The sequence below is a fragment of the Stenotrophomonas sp. PS02300 genome (assembly GCF_029959395.1).
Taxonomy (GTDB): domain Bacteria; phylum Pseudomonadota; class Gammaproteobacteria; order Xanthomonadales; family Xanthomonadaceae; genus Stenotrophomonas; species Stenotrophomonas maltophilia_AD.
Map to the genome: position 1 here is coordinate 1 of NZ_JASCOP010000096.1, position 16,486 is coordinate 16,486.

General features: G+C 67.8%; 11 protein-coding genes. 10 read left to right on the plus strand and 1 reads right to left on the minus strand.

Translation table 11 applies throughout. The features are described from left to right. From QMX79_RS15450 to lpxH, 9 genes are all read left to right on the plus strand, one after another. Positions 1 to 1,417 (plus strand): M48 family metalloprotease (locus QMX79_RS15450; protein ID WP_282247511.1); only part of this gene is annotated, 1,417 nt, incomplete at its 5' end. 112 nt (positions 1,418 to 1,529) lie between these two features. Continuing rightward, entirely contained in the window at positions 1,530 to 2,219 is a 690-nt protein-coding gene (phoB, locus tag QMX79_RS15455) for a phosphate regulon transcriptional regulator PhoB (RefSeq protein ID WP_019185815.1), read from the plus strand. Positions 2,220 to 2,237: 18 nt separating this feature from the next. Further along, positions 2,238 to 3,578, plus strand: a complete 1,341-nt coding sequence (gene phoR, locus QMX79_RS15460) for a phosphate regulon sensor histidine kinase PhoR (protein WP_282247512.1) — start codon at positions 2,238 to 2,240, stop codon at positions 3,576 to 3,578. Further along, a complete protein-coding gene (ppk1, locus tag QMX79_RS15465) occupies positions 3,575 to 5,656 on the plus strand; it encodes a polyphosphate kinase 1 (RefSeq protein ID WP_282247513.1) in 2,082 nt (693 codons plus the stop codon). The genes phoR and ppk1 overlap by 4 nt, the downstream gene beginning before the upstream one ends. Before the next feature lie 127 nt (positions 5,657 to 5,783). Then, positions 5,784 to 7,310 carry an exopolyphosphatase gene (ppx, locus tag QMX79_RS15470; protein WP_282247514.1) on the plus strand — a complete coding sequence of 509 codons (1,527 nt, stop codon included), beginning with the start codon at positions 5,784 to 5,786 and terminating at the stop codon, positions 7,308 to 7,310. A 338-nt stretch (positions 7,311 to 7,648) separates the two neighbouring features. Further along, positions 7,649 to 10,567 (plus strand): TonB-dependent receptor, encoded by a 2,919-nt coding sequence (locus tag QMX79_RS15475; protein ID WP_282247515.1) that lies wholly within the window; start codon positions 7,649 to 7,651, stop codon positions 10,565 to 10,567. Positions 10,568 to 10,714: 147 nt separating this feature from the next. Beyond that, complete coding sequence (locus QMX79_RS15480) at positions 10,715 to 11,851, plus strand: glycosyltransferase family 1 protein (RefSeq protein WP_282247516.1); 1,137 nt, start codon at positions 10,715 to 10,717, stop codon at positions 11,849 to 11,851. Continuing rightward, positions 11,832 to 12,371: a phosphatase PAP2 family protein gene (locus tag QMX79_RS15485; protein WP_282247517.1), complete on the plus strand. Its 540-nt coding sequence runs from the start codon at positions 11,832 to 11,834 to the stop codon at positions 12,369 to 12,371. The genes QMX79_RS15480 and QMX79_RS15485 overlap by 20 nt, the downstream gene beginning before the upstream one ends. Before the next feature lie 25 nt (positions 12,372 to 12,396). Beyond that, positions 12,397 to 13,137 carry a UDP-2,3-diacylglucosamine diphosphatase gene (gene lpxH / locus QMX79_RS15490; protein ID WP_282247518.1) on the plus strand — a complete coding sequence of 247 codons (741 nt, stop codon included), beginning with the start codon at positions 12,397 to 12,399 and terminating at the stop codon, positions 13,135 to 13,137. Positions 13,138 to 13,291: 154 nt separating this feature from the next. On the opposite strand, the gene QMX79_RS15495 is transcribed toward lpxH, so the two are convergent. After that, the gene (locus tag QMX79_RS15495) at positions 13,292 to 14,548 is read right to left on the minus strand and encodes a zinc-dependent metalloprotease (protein ID WP_282247520.1); all 1,257 of its coding nucleotides are present in this window, start codon (positions 14,546 to 14,548) and stop codon (positions 13,292 to 13,294) included. 218 nt (positions 14,549 to 14,766) lie between these two features. Between QMX79_RS15495 and QMX79_RS15500 the strand changes: the two genes are divergently transcribed. Beyond that, entirely contained in the window at positions 14,767 to 16,254 is a 1,488-nt protein-coding gene (locus tag QMX79_RS15500) for a DUF2235 domain-containing protein (protein ID WP_282247521.1), read from the plus strand. The last annotated feature ends 232 nt before the right edge of the window (positions 16,255 to 16,486 follow it).

The window sequence follows — 16,486 nt, forward strand, 5'->3', positions numbered from 1 at the left end:
GCTGGGCTCCAACAGCGCCCAGCCGCGCCAGTCCTATACGTTCTTCATGCTCAGGGACCGGCAGATCAACGCCTTCGCCACTCTGGGCGGCTACGTGGGGGTCAACGCCGGGCTGGTGCTGACCGCCGAGCGCGAGGACGAGGTGGCGGCGGTGCTGTCCCACGAAATCGCCCACGTCACCCAGCAGCACGTGCTGCGCGGGGTGGAACGGGCCCAGCGCGACCAGATCCCGATCCTGCTGGGCATGCTGGCGGCGGTGGTGGCCGCGCAGCAGGCCGGCGGCAACTCCTCCGGCGATGCCACCATGGCCGCGATCACCTCCGGCATGGGGCTGATGCAGCAGCGCCAGATCAACTACACCCGCAGCAATGAATCGGAGGCCGACCGCCTGGGCATCCGCACCCTGGCCCGCAGCGGCTACGACGTGGATGCGATGGCCGGCTTCTTCGAACGCATGTCCGCCTCGATGCGCGGCAATGCCGGCGGCTATTCGGTGCCGGATTTCCTGCAGACCCACCCGGTCAACACCACCCGCATCAGCGAAGCCAAGGCCCGTGCCGAGCAGATGAAGAAGGACACCGTGCTGCTCACCACCGAGGTACCCGGCGGGGTGCGCCAGGAACGGGTGGACCCGGCCGACCCGGCCCTGTCCGACCCGCTGGTCCGGCGCAGCAACCCGTTGCTGCCGGCCTCGATGCAGATCTCGGTCAATTCGCTCAGCCGGGGCGGCACCGGCCAGTTCGAGTGGGCGCGCGAGCGCCTGCGCGTGCTCAGCGCCGATACCCCGGGCGAGCTGGCCACCGAATACCAGAACCTGCAGCGCGCGCAGAAAAGCGGCCTCAACGACGCCCAGCGCTATGGGCTGGCCCTGGCGCGTCTGCGCAACAGCGGCGCGGCCGAGGCCCGGCGCGACCTCACCGAGCTGCTCAAGGACCACCCGGACAACCTGTGGGTGGCCTTGGCACTGGCAGAATCCGAGTCGCGCTCGGGCCAGCCGGCCCAGGCCAATGCCCGCTTCGACGCCCTGCTCCGCCAGCACCCCGGCAGCCGCCCGGTGGCGCTGACCTACGCCGAGATGCTGAACGAACAGGGCGGGCGCGAGGCGGGCCAGCGCGCGCAGGCGATGCTGCGCCCGCTGCTGTCGCAAAGCGGCAATGATCCGGTGTTCCAGCAGCGCTATGCCCGCGCCAGCGAGCTGGCCGGCGACACCCTGCGCGCCAGCGAGGCCTACGCCGAGGCCGCGTTCCTGAACGGGCGGCCGGAGCAGGCACTGATGCAGCTGCAGGCGCTCAAGAAGCAGCCGGCGCTGGATTACGTGGGCCGGGCCCGGGTGGATGCGCGGATCGAAAGCATCACCCCCACCGTGCTGGAGATGCGCCGGCAGGGCATCAACGACCCGGAGCTGGAACGGCGCTGAACCGCGCCCGGATGACGGTGGGATGGCAATGCCTCCATGGCCGTCACAAACATGTCATGAAACCGTAGTCTACTGGGCTCAATCCCGGTCTGATGAGTAATACGGTGGGCACGTGCAGAAACGCATCCTGATCGTCGATGACGAACCCGCGATCCGCGAAATGGTCGCCTTTGCCCTGCGCAAGGGTGATTACGACCCGATCCACGCCGGTGACGCCCGCGAAGCGCAGACGGCGATCGCCGACCGCGTGCCGGACCTGATCCTGCTGGATTGGATGTTGCCGGGCACCAGCGGGCTGGACCTGGCCCGGCGCTGGCGCAAGGAGGCCCTCACCCGCGAGGTGCCGATCATCATGCTGACCGCGCGCGGCGAAGAGAACGACCGCGTCGGCGGGCTCGAAGCCGGGGTGGACGACTACGTGGTCAAGCCGTTCTCGGCCCGCGAACTGCTGGCCCGCATCCGCGCCGTGATGCGGCGGGCGCGCGACGATGACGAGGACGGCAGCGTGGCGGTAGGCACCATCCGCATCGACGGTGCCGCGCACCGGGTGTTCGCCGGCGACCAGCCGGTGCCGATCGGCCCGACCGAGTACCGCCTGCTGCACTTCTTCATGACCCACCCCGAGCGCGTATACACCCGTGCCCAGTTGCTGGACCATGTGTGGGGCGGCAGCGTATATGTGGAGGAGCGCACCATCGACGTGCACATCCGCCGCCTGCGCAAGACGCTGGAACCGTTCGGCGCTGAGAACATGGTGCAGACCGTGCGCGGTGCAGGCTACCGGTTCTCGACCTCGACCTGATTTTTCCCTGGGACCGCAATGCCGCGCCACATCCGCTCCGCCTGGTTGAAAACCCTTGCCACCCTCGCCGTGCTGCTGCTTGCCGCCGGCCTGGTGGGCCTCGCCACCGGGCATGTGTGGATGTGCATCGCGCTGGCCTCCATTGGTGCGCTGGCCTGGCATTACTGGCGGCTGCGCAAGGTGCTGCGCCGGCTCACCGCGCGCCAGCGCTGGGACATGAGCGGCGGCAACGGGGTCTGGAACGAACTGGACCGGCTGCTGTACCGCAACCAGCTGGAAATGCGCACGCGCAAGCGGCGCCTGCTGGACATGCTGCGCAGCTACCGCGCCGCTGCCGCCGCGTTGCCGGATGCGGTGGTGGTGGTGGACCGCAACAGCCAGCGCGTGCAGTGGTTCAATGAATCGGCCACCACGCTGCTGGGCCTGCACCATCCCGGCGACCTGGGCGAGGCCCTGGTCGCGCGCCTGCAGCCGATGCCGCTGGCGCATTGGCTGGCCGGCGGCCGCAATGCCGAACCGATCCTGGACGTGCCCTCCCCGGTCGACCCGGCGATCCGGCTCAACCTGCGCCTGATTCCCTATTCGCCGGACTACTGGCTGCTGATCGCCCGCGATGTGAGCAAGCTGCTGCGGCTGGAGCAGGTGCGCCGCGATTTCGTGGCCAACGTGTCGCATGAGCTGCGCACGCCGCTGACGGTGGTGCACGGCTACCTGGACATGATGGAGCCGGAGGATTTCCCCGGCACCGGGCCGATGCTGGAGGAAATGCGCAAGCAGTCGCAGCGCATGGCCCAGCTGGTCGAAGACCTGCTGACCCTGTCGCGGCTGGAATCGCAGGAACACACCGAAGAAGAAACCGTGGCGATGGCGCCGATGCTGGCCACGCTGCGCCGTGAAGCCGAGGCGCACAGCCAGGGCCGCCACCAGATCAGCGTGATCGACAGCGCCGGGGTGGACCTGCAGGGCTCCAACAAGGAACTGCACAGCGCCTTCTCCAACCTGGTCACCAACGCGGTGCGCTATACCCCGGCCGGCGGCCGGGTCGAGGTGGAGCTGGCCCGCGAAGGCCACGGCGTGGTGCTGGCGGTACGCGATACCGGCTATGGCATTCCCGCCACCCACCTGCCGCGCCTGACCGAGCGTTTCTACCGCGTTTCCAGCAGCCGTTCGCGCGAAAGCGGCGGCACCGGCCTGGGCCTGTCGATCGTCAAGCACATCCTCGGCCTGCACCACGCGCGCCTGGAGATCCAGAGCGAGGTCGGCAAGGGCAGCGTGTTCTCGTGCCACTTCGATGCCGACCACGTGCGCGAGCGCACCGACGTTGCCACCCTTTCCTCTGCAGAAGACTCCTCCGCATGAGCACCCTCGTTCCCATCGCCCTGCCGGCGGAAACCGATCCACTGCGCGACCCGGCCCTGTACATCAACCGCGAGTTGTCGCAGCTGGATTTCAACTTCCGCGTGCTGGCCCAGGCGATGGACCCGCAGGTACCGGTGCTGGAGCGGCTGCGCTTCATGTGCATCTCCTGCACCAACCTGGACGAGTTCTTCGAGATCCGCGCCGCCGCGGTGCGCCACGCGCAGGAATTCGGCCTGCCGCCGGCACCGGACGGCATGGCGCCGCAGACCATCCTCAATGCCATCCATGACCGCGCCGCGGAACTGGTGGACCAGCAGTACCGCTGCTGGAACGACACGCTGCGCCCGGCGCTGCACGAGGCCGGCATCGACGTGCTGGGCCGGCACTCCTGGAACCACCGCCAGAAGCGTTGGCTGCGCGCGTACTTCCGCAACGAGATCATGCCGGTGCTGTCGCCGCTGGGCCTGGATCCCTCGCACCCGTTCCCGAAGATCCTCAACAAATCGCTGAACATCGTGGTGGTGCTCAAGGGCACCGATGCGTTCGGCCGCGCCGGCCACCTGGCCATCGTGCGGGCGCCGCGTTCGCTGCCGCGCATCATCCAGCTGCCGCAGACCCTGGGCGGGCCGCAGACCTTCGTGTTCCTGTCCTCGGTGCTGTCCACGTTCGTCGGCGAGCTGTTCCCGGGCATGGAAGTCCAGGGCGCCTACCAGTTCCGGGTGACCCGCAATTCCGAGCTGGTGGTGGATGAGGAAGAAGTGGAGAACCTGGCGCTGGCGCTGCGCGACGAGCTGGTCGACCGCGGCTACCGGCCGGCGGTGCGGCTGGAGATCGCCCAGGACTGCCCGCGCGACATCGTGCGGACCCTGCTGCAGAACTTCGGCCTGACCGAGAACGCGGTGTACCGCATCGACGGCCCGGTCAACCTCAACCGCGTCATCCAGCTGTACGACCTGCTGGCCCGGCCGGAACTGAAATACCCGCCGATGAGCCCGCGCACGCTGCGCGACAGCGACGGCATCTTCGAAGTGGTGGCGCGCAAGGACGTGCTGCTGCACCACCCCTTCGACGCCTTCACCGCCGTGCTGGACCTGATCAAGCAGGCCGCGGTGGACCCGAACGTGCTGGCGATCAAGCAGACCCTGTACCGCACCGGCAAGGACTCGCTGATCGTCGATGCTTTGATCCAGGCCGCGCGCAACGGCAAGGACGTCACCGTGGTGGTGGAGCTGCGTGCGCGCTTTGACGAGGAAGCCAACCTGGGTCTGGCCGACCGCCTGCAGGAAGCCGGCGTGCAGGTGGTGTACGGCGTGGTGGGCTACAAGACCCACGCCAAGATGCTGCTGATCGTGCGCCGCGAGGGCCGCAAGCTGCGCCGCTACGTGCACCTGGGCACCGGCAACTACCACAGCGGCACCGCGCGGGCGTACACCGACCTGAGCCTGATCACCTCCGATGCCGACATCGGCAACGACGTGCACCTGCTGTTCCAGCAGCTGTCCGGGCTGGCCCCGCGCACGCGCCTGAAGCGCCTGCTGCAGTCGCCGTTCACCCTGCACGACGGGCTGCTGCAGCGCATCGAACGCGAGATGCACCTGGCCCGCGAGGGCCGCCCGGGGCGGATCATCGCCAAGATGAACGCCCTCAACGAACCGCAGGTGGTGCGCGCGCTGTATGCCGCGTCGCAGGCCGGCGTGCAGATCGACCTGATCGTACGCGGGGCGTGCACGCTGCGTCCGGGCGTACCGGGGGTATCGGACAACATCCGGGTGCGCTCGATCGTCGGCCGGTTCCTGGAACACAGCCGGGTCTACTGGTTCGGCAATGACGGCGCGTCCGAGCTGTACTGCGCCAGCGCCGACTGGCTGGAGCGCAACCTGCTGCGCCGGGTGGAGACCTGCTTCCCGATCCTGGACCCGGAGCTGGCCCGCAAGGTCTACCGCGACGTGCTGCAGAACTACCTGGACGACAACCTCAACGCCTGGGAACTGCATGCCGACGGCGAGTACCGCAAATGCACCCCCGGCCACGACCAGCCCCCGCACTCGGCGCAGATGGCGTTGATGCAGGGCCTGTAGGGCCCTGCAACAACGCCATCGGTAGATCCCGACCGTTGGTCGGGATTCATTTCAATGCGGCCACCGGTCGCATCATGTGAAGGCCGCGCGGTGACGCCGCGACCCACCCTTCGGCTACCATTCGCCCATGCCGCATACCTCCACGACTCCGCCCGCCCTGCAGGATGGCGACCTGCTCGCCGCCGTCGACCTCGGTTCGAACAGTTTCCACATGGTCATCGCGCGCTACACGCTCGGGCAGCTGCGCGTGGTCGACCGGTTGCGCGAGACCGTGCGCATGGCCGACGGCCTGGATGGCAAGGGCGGCCTGTCGGCGGAAGCGCGCCAGCGTGCGCTGGAATGCCTGGCCCGGTTCGGCCAGCGCATCCGCGGCATTCCCTCGGTGCGCGTGCGCGCCCTGGCCACCAATACGGTGCGCCAGCTGCGCTCGCCGCAGGCGTTCCTGATGCCGGCCGAAACCGCGCTGGGGCATGCCATTGAAGTCGTCAGCGGGCGCGAAGAGGCCCGCCTGATCTACCTGGGCGTGGCCCATGCGCAGCCGCCCAAGCCGGACCAGCGCCGGCTGGTGATCGATATCGGCGGTGGCTCCACGGAATTCATCATCGGCCAGGGCATGCAGACCCTGGAGCGCGAGAGCCTGCAGGCCGGCTGCATCGCCAGCACCCGGCGCTTCTTCCCGGGCGGCAAGCTGAGCAAGCGGCGCTGGAAGGATGCGCTGACCGAGATCGGCGCCGAGTTCCAGCAGTTCGCCACCAAGTACCGCTCGCTGGGCTGGCACGAAGCGCTGGGCTCGTCGGGCACGCACAAGGCGATCAGCGAAATCTGCGCCACCATGAAGCTGAGCAAGGGCGCGATCACCGCCGAAGCCCTGCCGCAGCTGCGCGATGAGCTGCTCAAGGCCAAGCGCATCGAGGACATCAACCTGCCCGGGCTGTCGCCCGACCGCCGCCCGATCATCGCCGGCGGCATCCTGGTGCTGGAAGCGGCGTTCCAGGCGCTGGGCCTGCAGAAGCTGCTGGTCAGCAAGGCGGCCATGCGCGAGGGCATCCTGTACGACATCCTCGGCCGCGCCAGTGAAAACGACCTGCGCGACGAATCGGTCGACGCGCTGACCCTGCGCTACGGCATCGATACCGTCCAGGCCGAACGCGTGCAGCGCACCGCGCTGGACCTGTTCGCCCAGGTCGAAGGCAGCTGGAACCTGGACCCGGACGACGCGCGCATGCTCGGCTGGGCCGCGCGCCTGCACGAGCTGGGCCTGATGATCGCCCACAGCGGCTACCACGTGCATGGCAGCTACGTGCTGGAGAACTCGGACATCGCCGGCTTCTCGCGCCAGGAACAGCAGCTGCTGGCCGCGCTGGTGCGCAGCCACCGCCGCAACGTTTCCAAATCCGCGTTCGATGCCCTGCCCGAGCGCCTGCTGCTGCCGGCCCGGCGCATGACCGCCCTGCTCCGGCTGGCGGTGCTGCTCAACCGCGCCCACGAAGACACCCCCGTGCCGGCGCTGGAGCTCAGCGCCGACGACAGCCGCCTGTCGCTGATCCTGCCGCAGGCCTACATCGATGCCCGCCCGCTGCTGCGCGCCGACCTGATCGGCGAAACCGACGGCATGGCCGGGCTCGGCGTCCAGTTCCGCCCGTTCGTGGCCTGAGCCGCGCCAGCGGCTCCCCTCTCTGCGCTTCCGGACCGCGCCTCCCACAGGGAGATCTGCGCGGATCCTCATGCTGCGCCACTCCATGCGGATACATTGCGACACATCAGGACACAAAAACCGGATTCGGCAAAGAATCACAATTAGTTGATTTTTAACAATTTGTGTCTCTTTGGTTACGGATGAGTGAACTTTATCTGGCAAATTTCTTTACAAGGGCTTAACGAACGGGACTAAGATCGAAATACCAGCCCATTTGGGGTGGTTTTTCAGGGACGCAGGGCACTTGGGACCCCGCCGACCGTTTTGATTCAGTTCCGAACCAGAGAGAGAGCCTAATGACTTCACGCATCAACGTACTCGGGCAGGCGATCCGCCATGCCCTGGTCGCCGGTACCGTCGGCCTGGTGGCCGCACCGGCCATGGCACAGGACGCGCCGAACACCACCAACCTCGACCGCATCGAGATCACCGGTTCGCGTATCCGTACGGTGGACGTGGAAACCGCACAGCCGGTGTTTGCGATCAGCCGCAACGACATCGAGCGCCAGGGCTTCAGCTCGGTCGCCGACATCCTGCAGAACGTGACCGCCATGGGCAGCCCGACGATCAGCCGCGCCAACGCGCTGACCGCCGGTGAAAATGCCGGCGGCACCTACATCGACATGCGCAACCTGGGCACCCAGCGCACGCTGGTGCTGGTCAACGGCAAGCGCCTGGGCATCAGCACCTCCGGCTACCAGGACGTGTCGAACCTGCCGGTCTCCGCCATCGAGCGCATCGAAGTGCTGAAGGACGGCGCCTCGGCCATCTACGGTTCGGATGCAATGGCGGGCGTGGTCAACATCATCACCCGCGGCAACGTCACCGGCGTCACCGCCAGCGTCTACCACGGCCAGTACAGCGAAGGCGACGGCGCCCGCGACCGTTTCGACGTCGTGGCCGGCTGGAGCAACGACCGCATCTCGCTCACCCTGTCGGCAGAACATGCCGAAGAAAAGGGCGTGTGGGCACGTGACCGCGGCTTCAGCCAGTACGGCATGACCGACCGCCACCCGCTGGACGCCAGCAACTGGACCACGATCAGCCAGTACGGCCAGATCACCGGTCTGCGCGGCCCGGGCTGCACGGCCACCGCCGGCTGCGGCTACTCGCTCAACCGGGGTTCGGACCCGACCCTGCCGGGCAACTACCACCGCACCGACACCACCCCGTTCACCGGTGATGTGAGCAACGCCAACGACCAGATGCACGTGATGTATCCGCTCAAGCGCGATTCGGTGTACTTCGATGGTCGCTTCGCGATCACCGACAGCATCAACTTCCGCACCGAGCTTGGGTACAACCAGCGTGAATCGACCCGCCAGATCGCCGGCTACCCGCTGCAGTCCAGCACCGTCGGCGTCGGCCCGATGTCGATCGACAGCTACTTCAACCCGTTCGGCAACCAGCACGGCTATGCCACGCCGACCGCCGTGGCCTGGAACCGCCGTACCTGGGAAATTCCGCGCGTCACCACCAGCGAACTGAAGACCTACCGTGCGGTGGCCTCGTTCGACGGTTCGTTCGACATCGGCGAGCGCTACTTCGACTGGGAAGCGGGCTACCAGTACAACCGCAACGACCTGGAATCGGTGGCCACCGGCAACCTGCACAAGGCGCGCGTGGCCGCCGGCGTGGGTCCGTCGTTCCTCAACGCGGCCGGCCAGGTGCAGTGCGGTACCGCCGCCGCCCCGATCTCCACCGACGTGTGCAAGCCGTGGAACCCGCTGGTCGCCTACGGCGTGACCGCGCCCAATGGCCTGTACGGCAATGAAGAGCTGCAGGCGTGGTTGTTCCCGGAAGAAACCACCAAGGGCCGCACCACCTCGAAGAACTTCTTCGCCAACATCGCCGGTTCCATCTTCACCCTGCCGGCCGGCGACCTGGGCTTCGCCTTCGGTGTTGAAAGCCGCAAGGAAGAAGGCAAGTACACCCCCGACGCGCTGGCCCAGACCGGTGCCACCACCAACCTGGCCGCCGGCCCGACCGGTGGCGACTACACCGTCAACGAAGCCTACCTGGAGCTCAACATGCCGGTGCTGGCCGACCTGCCGGGCGCGAAGGAACTGACCTTCAACGGCGCCACCCGCTTCTCGGACTACGACACCTTCGGCAACACGCTCAACAGCAAGTTCGGCTTCAAGTGGAAGCCGATCGATTCGCTGATGGTGCGTGGCACCTGGGCAGAAGGCTTCCGCGCGCCGACCATCAACGACCTGTTCGGTGGCGGTTCGGAAACCTTCGCAAACTTCAGCGATCCGTGCGACACCGTGTTCGGCTCCTCGCGCACCAACGCCGAAGTGCGCGCGCGCTGCTCGCGTGACATCGCCGACTCCGCCAACTTCCGCCAGCTGCGCCAGGGCAACCAGGCCGTGACCGTCGCCATCGACGCCACCCCGGTGCCGTTCACCTCCGGCTCGAACCCGACGCTGACCCCGGAAACCTCCAAGAGCAAGACGCTGGGCCTGGTCTGGAGCCCCGGCTTCATCCAGAACTTCAACGCCTCGCTGGACTGGTGGAAGATCCGCATCGACAACACCATCATTGCCGATACCCCGACCCAGATCCTGATCGACTGCTATGAGCAGGGCATCGACGCGCGCTGCTCGCGCTTCGACCGCGACCCGGTCACCGGCATCGTGACCAACCTGAAGTTCGGCAACCGCAACGCCGGTTTCCTGGAAACCGAAGGTTACGACCTGGACCTGACCTACCGTCTGGATACCAACGTCGGCAAGTTCTCGCTGAACTCGGCGACCACCTATGTGTCCAGCAACGTCTACCGTTCGACCAACGACGCCAGCGTCGTGCCGACCACCACCAACGGCATCGGCAGCGGCTTCCGCGTCCGCTCCAACCTGGTGCTGGGCTGGGACCTGGAAAACTTCGGCATGAGCTGGACCGCCCGTTACTACTCCGGCGTGAAGGAACAGTGCGCCAACATCGCGCTGTACCCGGAAGAGTGCTCCGATCCGGGCCAGTACGCACCGTGGTACAAGGGCTCGCGCAACTACAACGAGCGCGGTTCGGTCACCTTCCACGACCTGCAGTTCCGCTACACCCTGCCGTGGGAAGGCACCGTGTCGGTCGGCGCCAACAACGTCTTCGACAAGCTGGGCCCGATCATGTACAGCAAGCCGAACTCGGCCTTCTCGTACTACGGCGGCTATGACATCGGCCGCGTGATCTACATGAAGTACCAGCAGCGCTTCTGATCGGCCCGCGCGGTTGATGCAGGATGACCACGGCCCTTCGGGGCCGTGGTTTTTTTCGTGCCCGGCGCGGCGTCATGCGGCGGTCATGTCGATGTCATGTCGGCTACATCGCCACCCCCGAGCATGCCTTCAAACCGGAGGCCCGCCATGCGCTATGCCATCGTCACTGAAACGTACCCCCCCGAAGTGAACGGCGTTGCCCTGACCGTGCAGGGGCTGGAACAGGGACTGCGCGCGGCCGGGCATGAGGTGGACCTGGTCCGCCCGCGCCAGGCCGACGACACCGATGCCGGCGGCGCGCTGCTGGTGCAGGGCGCCGGGCTGCCGCGCTACCCCGGCCTGCGCTTCGGCCTGCCGGCCCCCAAGCGGCTGGCCCGGCAGTGGCAGCAGCAGCGCCCGGACGCCATCTACATCGCCACGGAGGGCCCGCTGGGCTGGTCGGCACTGCGCACCGCGCGGCGCCTGGGCATCCCGGTGGCCACGGGCTTCCACACCCGCTTCGACGAATACCTGCCCGACTACGGCGTGGCCTGGCTGCAGGCCGCTGCCCTGCGCTGGATGCGGCGCTTCCACAACCAGGCCGATGCCACGCTGGTCCCGACCCAGGAGCTGCAGCAGTTCCTCGGCGACCAGGGCTTCGACCGGGTGCGCCTGCTGGCACGCGCGGTGGACAGCAGCCAGTTCGAGCCGACCCGGCGCGACCCGGCGCTGCGCGAGGAATGGGGCATCGACGGCAGCGGCTTCGCGGCGATCTACGTGGGCCGCATTGCCGCGGAGAAGAACCTGGCACTGGCGGTGAAAGCGTTCCGCAAACTACAGCAGGTGCGGCCCAAGGCCCGCTTCGTGTGGGTGGGCGATGGCCCGGCCCGAGAGAAACTGGCCCATGAAAACCCGGACTTCATCTTCTGTGGCGTGCAGCGCGGCGATGCGCTGGCCCGCCATTTCGCCAGCGGCGACCTGTTCCTGTTCCCCAGCCGCAGCGAGACCTTCGGCAACGTCACGCTGGAAGCGATGGCCAGTGGCGTGACCACGGTGGCGTTCGATTACGGCGCGGCCCGCGAGCACCTGCGCACCCATGAGAACGGGGTAGCGGTGGACGATGACAACGCCTTTGTCGATGCGGCCGTGCGCCTGGCCGGCGACGACGCCGAGCGCGAACGGTTGGGCCGCAATGCGGCCGTGGCGATGACGCGGCTGCATCCGCAGCAGGTCGTCGCCGAGTTCGAGGCCCTGCTTGCCGAACTGGCCACGGCCCGGAGGTCGCATGCGGACCACGCCGCTTGATGCCCTGCGCGGGCGCGAGACCCGCTGGTGCCGGCGCGCCAACCACTATTGCCGGCACCGCCGCGTGCGCCGCGCGTTCTCGGTGGTCAGCCGCCTCGGCGACGGGGTGTTCTGGTACGCGCTGATGGGCGCGCTGGTGCTGGTGGATGGCTTCGATGGCCTGCGCGCGTCGCTGCACATGGCCGCCACCGGCTTGATGGCGCTGCTGCTGTACAAGAGCCTGAAGCGCTGGACCCGGCGCCCCCGCCCGTATGCAGCCGACCTGCGCATCCGTGCCTGGGTGGCACCGCTGGACGAATTCAGCTTCCCGTCCGGGCACACCCTGCATGCGGTGTCGTTCACGATCGTGGCGTTGGCCTACTACCCGTGGCTGGCCCCGGTGCTGGTGCCGTTCACGGCGGCGGTCGGGGTATCGCGGGTGGTGCTGGGGCTGCATTACCCCAGTGATGTGCTGGCGGCGACGGCGATTGCCACGGCGCTGGCAGGCGCCAGCCTGCAATGGTTGCCGTTGCCGGTGTGATCGGACAACCTAATACAATGGCGGCATGACTACGCTGTTCATCTCCGATCTGCACCTGGACCCGAGCCGTCCAGCCATCACCGACCTGTTCCTGGACTTCCTGCGCTGCGAGGCGATGCAGGCCGATGCCCTGTACATCCTGGGCGACCTGTTCGAGGCCTGGATCGGCGATGACACCCCCTCCCCCGCCGCCGATGCGGTGGCCGATGCGCTCAAGGCGGTCGCTGCCGCCGGGGTGCCGGTGTACTTCATCCGCGGCAACCGCGATTTCCTGGTGGGCGAGGACTACGCGCGCCGCGCCGGCTTCCGCATCCTGCCCGACCCGAGCGTGATCGACCTGTACGGCACCCCGGTGCTGCTGCAGCACGGCGACCTGCTGTGCACCGATGACGTGGCCTACCAGCAGTTCCGCGCACAGACCCGCGACCCGGTGTTCCAGGCCCAGTTCCTGGCCCAGCCGCTGGCCGCACGCATCGCCTTCGCGCAGAAAGCGCGCGATGCCAGCCAGGCACGCCAGTCGGAAATGAAACAGGGCGACCGCGCCACCTTCGAAACCGTCACCGACGTCGCACCCGACGAAGTGACCGCCACGTTCGTGCGCCACGGCGTGGACACCATGATCCATGGCCATACCCACCGCCCGGCGATCCACAGCCTGCAGGCCGGCGGCCGCGCGTGCACGCGCATCGTGCTGGGCGACTGGTACGAGCAGGGCTCGGTGCTGCGCGTCACCCCGCAGGGGTGGACGCTGGATTCGCTGGCGTAAAGCCGTACCGACCAACGGTCGGTACCTACCATTGCCGGCCATGCCGGTAGCACACGCAAGGAAGGGCACAGCCCTTCCTAACGTCGCTTGCCGACGGCCCGAAGGGTGCCCGCCTTACGGCGGGCATACCGTTGGTCGTGTGCTCCGGAAACCATCAGCGGAACGCGGCAACCGCCGCCTTGGTGTTGACCAGCACGCGCTGGTTGTCGGCACTGGAGGCGATGCCCATCGGAATCCCGTTGTAGCTGATGTTGGGATTGGACCAGAAGTTCAGGCGCGGGCAGCCGGACGTGCAGTCGTAGGCCATGATCGTGCGCCAGCGTGAACCGGTGGCCGGCTGGTAACGGTAGCCGTGGCCATATGCATAGGGCGAGGTGCTGGAGTCGGTGGCGATGTCGTGCCGCGCGCTCTGCAGGTGGCCGATCTCATGCGCGAACGAGTAGTAGCCCGTGGCGCAGTCCCAGTACACCGCCGCGAACGCGCTCGACGCGGTGGAGCCGATGCCCGATGCCAACCCGCAGTAGCTGCTGTTGTTGATGATCAGCACCGCCACATCCGCCGCGGTGCTGTTGCGGGTGGTGTGGATGGCATCCATGTACCCATCACTGGTCGAACGGAAGCGCGCCAGGTCGGTACTGAAGTTGCCCGACTCGGTGTACGCCACCGCCTGGTAGCCCGCCAGCTGCATGGTGATGCCCACGTTGCTGTTGGTGTAGCCCTGGTTGGATTCGGCCACCGCCAGCTGCACCAGCGACTGCATGTTGCCGCCATAGGCGCTGACCGCCGCATTGGTTGCCACCACCAGCACGCGGATGGTGGCCGGCGTGCCCGACGAGGCCGCTGCAATGCCGGCACGATCACTGGCCGGCATCTCGATCTTCGGCAGCGTGTTGTAGTCGGCCGGGTGTTCGGCCGGCATGCGCGACTCATCCACCTGCACCAGCACGTGGCGGCCATCACTGAGCGGACGCAGCCGGTACAGCGTGCCGTCCTTGCGGATGGAACCGGTGACCGTGTCGCCGTTGCGCACCAGGATCACCGAATTGCCCGGATCCTGCGCACCGGCCTGGCGGGTCAGTTTCGAACCTGCGTTCTGCAGGCTGCCGTACCAGATGCTGCCGCCATCGGGCAGGCTTTCCACCCGCTGCTGCAGGGCCTGCACGGGCGTGCCGAGCAGCTCGAACTCCAGCTGCCGCTGCGCCGCCACCACCGCGCCTGCCTCGACACGGACCTCCTGCACGGCGGCGCTGGAAGGCGCCGACAGCACCGCCTGCGCGGCCGGCTGGCTGGCCGCGCCGGCGCGGCGCCACACCGGCCCCGGCGGGAACAGGGGAGCGGCCGCCGCCGTACCCACGGCGGCCAGGAACAACGTGATCGCACCTGCGGTCTTTCTCATCGAACTGGACATCATGTCGCCTCTCTCGTTGAGTGAACTTCGGAAGTGAACGTGTTCGCGCCGCCGCCCCTGTCGACAGGCCAGACCATCTGGCGCCTATCGATCGCGTGAATTCAATAGAGCCCACCAATGAGATTCCCGAACTGTGACCGGCGGCCACAGCGGTTCAGTTACGTCGCCTTCGTGTCGCTTTCGCGCTACCTTAAACGCGCATCGACAGGGGAACCGAGGCCATGGCTGGGCAGCCCACTACGACCACCACCGTGCCGGTCACGCTGCAGATCGGCCTGTTTTTCGACGGCACCCGCAACAACGCCGACAACCTGCTGCACGCCTCGCGCCCGCCCGGCAGCACCACCCCCGCACCGCGGCCGCCGGCCCCCGCCGTGCTGGCCGATGACGCCTCGCCCTACCAGAGCCGCCTGACCAGCAGTTTCAGCAACGGACTGACCAACATCGCCCGGCTGCACGCGCTCTACCCCGACCACCGGCGCACCGCGCCGACCCTGCCAGGCACGCTGTCCCTGGCGATCTACATCGAAGGCGCCGGCACCCGTACCGGCAAGGACGACGACCTGATGGGGCTGGCGTTCGGCATCGGCCCCAGCGGCGTGAAGGCCAAAGTCCACCGCGCCCTCGACGTGCGCCTGCCCGAAGCATTGCGTGCCCTGGCCAGCACCCTGCCGCCCCACGCATTGACCGGGGTCCGCCTGGACCTGTTCGGCTTCTCGCGCGGCGCCGCCTCCGCACGCGACGCAGTCAACCGGCTCAACGCCGCCGACGGCCGCCTCTGGCTGCAGGAACAGCTGCGCCGCACCGGCTGGACCCTGCCCTCCGCCCCCACGATCCGCCCCGTGCGCTTCGTCGGCCTGTTCGACACCGTGGTCGCGATCGACGCGCGCCAGCGCGACGAACTGCCCCACGTCAACCTGCCCGCCGGCTGTGCCGACAAGGTGGTCCAGGTCACCGCGCGCGACGAGCACCGCCACTACTTCGCACTCACCTCCGTCGCGCCCCAGCACGAGGAAATCGCCCTGCCCGGCGTGCACGCCAACATCGGCGGCGGCTACGACCAGCGGATCGAAGGACCGAAACTACTCACACGCCCACAAGGCCAGCGCATCCGCACCCACGACGTACCCGACACCACCACCCCGCCACTGGCCCTGCTGCGCAGCACCCAGGTCTACCTGCGCGCACAGGCCGCGTGCCGCCGATGGCAGGCCGCACTGGGCCTGGGCGACGACAGCGTCTGGGTCGACGTCTGGCATCGCTGGCAGCAGATGCGCGTGGCCGGCAGCGACAGCGTGCTGCCGCAGTGGGTCCTGTTCGCGCATGCCGCAGTGGTGCTCAGACGCGAGATCGACTGGCGCTACCAGCTGGTCGCACTGCGGCTGATCCACCAGCGCGCGGCAGCCGCCGGCGTAATGTGGGCACGCACGCCGGATGCGGATCCGGCGATGGCGTTGCCGGATGAGCTGAAGCCCATTGCCGCACGCCTGGTGGCAGGCCAGGCGGTCGATGCAGCGCAGGAACTGCTGTTGCGACAGCGCTACCTGATGCAATCGGCGCATTGGAATTTCGATGCGCTCGGCGACACCGCGTTGTTGTATGCGGCAGATGATGCAACCCGCGAATTGCCATACCGGCCGGGGCCGGGGTTGTTTTACATCAACCGGCCCACGGAAGACGGGAAGCGGGTGGTGTTGCGGAACGTTTAGCGGGGTTTTGAATTGCGTCGGCGGCGTCGATGGTTTTCATGCGCCACCGCGCGTTTCACCGTTATCGGCAGTCGATTGGGATTCGACCCTACCGCGACGCGGCCCGCTGTTCCCGCGACGACCGATACACCGTCGAAGGTGGGTCGGGGCGGGTTTGCGGGGGTGTGAGCGGCATGGATGCCGCGACCAAGCCCCCATGGATGGGTTTACGGCGTCCCCCGCAAACCCGCAC

Excerpts from the sequence above, each read along its gene's own strand:
- QMX79_RS15475 (WP_282247515.1), top strand. The coding sequence starts at position 7,649 with ATGACTTCACGCATCAACGTACTCGGGCAGGCGATCCGCCATGCCCTG.
- ppk1 (WP_282247513.1), top strand. The coding sequence starts at position 3,575 with ATGAGCACCCTCGTTCCCATCGCCCTGCCGGCGGAAACCGATCCACTG.
- QMX79_RS15480 (WP_282247516.1), top strand. The coding sequence starts at position 10,715 with ATGCGCTATGCCATCGTCACTGAAACGTACCCCCCCGAAGTGAACGGC.
- QMX79_RS15500 (WP_282247521.1), top strand. The coding sequence starts at position 14,767 with ATGGCTGGGCAGCCCACTACGACCACCACCGTGCCGGTCACGCTGCAG.
- ppx (WP_282247514.1), top strand. The coding sequence starts at position 5,784 with ATGCCGCATACCTCCACGACTCCGCCCGCCCTGCAGGATGGCGACCTG.
- lpxH (WP_282247518.1), top strand. The coding sequence starts at position 12,397 with ATGACTACGCTGTTCATCTCCGATCTGCACCTGGACCCGAGCCGTCCA.
- QMX79_RS15495 (WP_282247520.1), bottom strand. The coding sequence starts at position 14,548 with ATGATGTCCAGTTCGATGAGAAAGACCGCAGGTGCGATCACGTTGTTC.
- QMX79_RS15485 (WP_282247517.1), top strand. The coding sequence starts at position 11,832 with ATGCGGACCACGCCGCTTGATGCCCTGCGCGGGCGCGAGACCCGCTGG.
- phoR (WP_282247512.1), top strand. The coding sequence starts at position 2,238 with ATGCCGCGCCACATCCGCTCCGCCTGGTTGAAAACCCTTGCCACCCTC.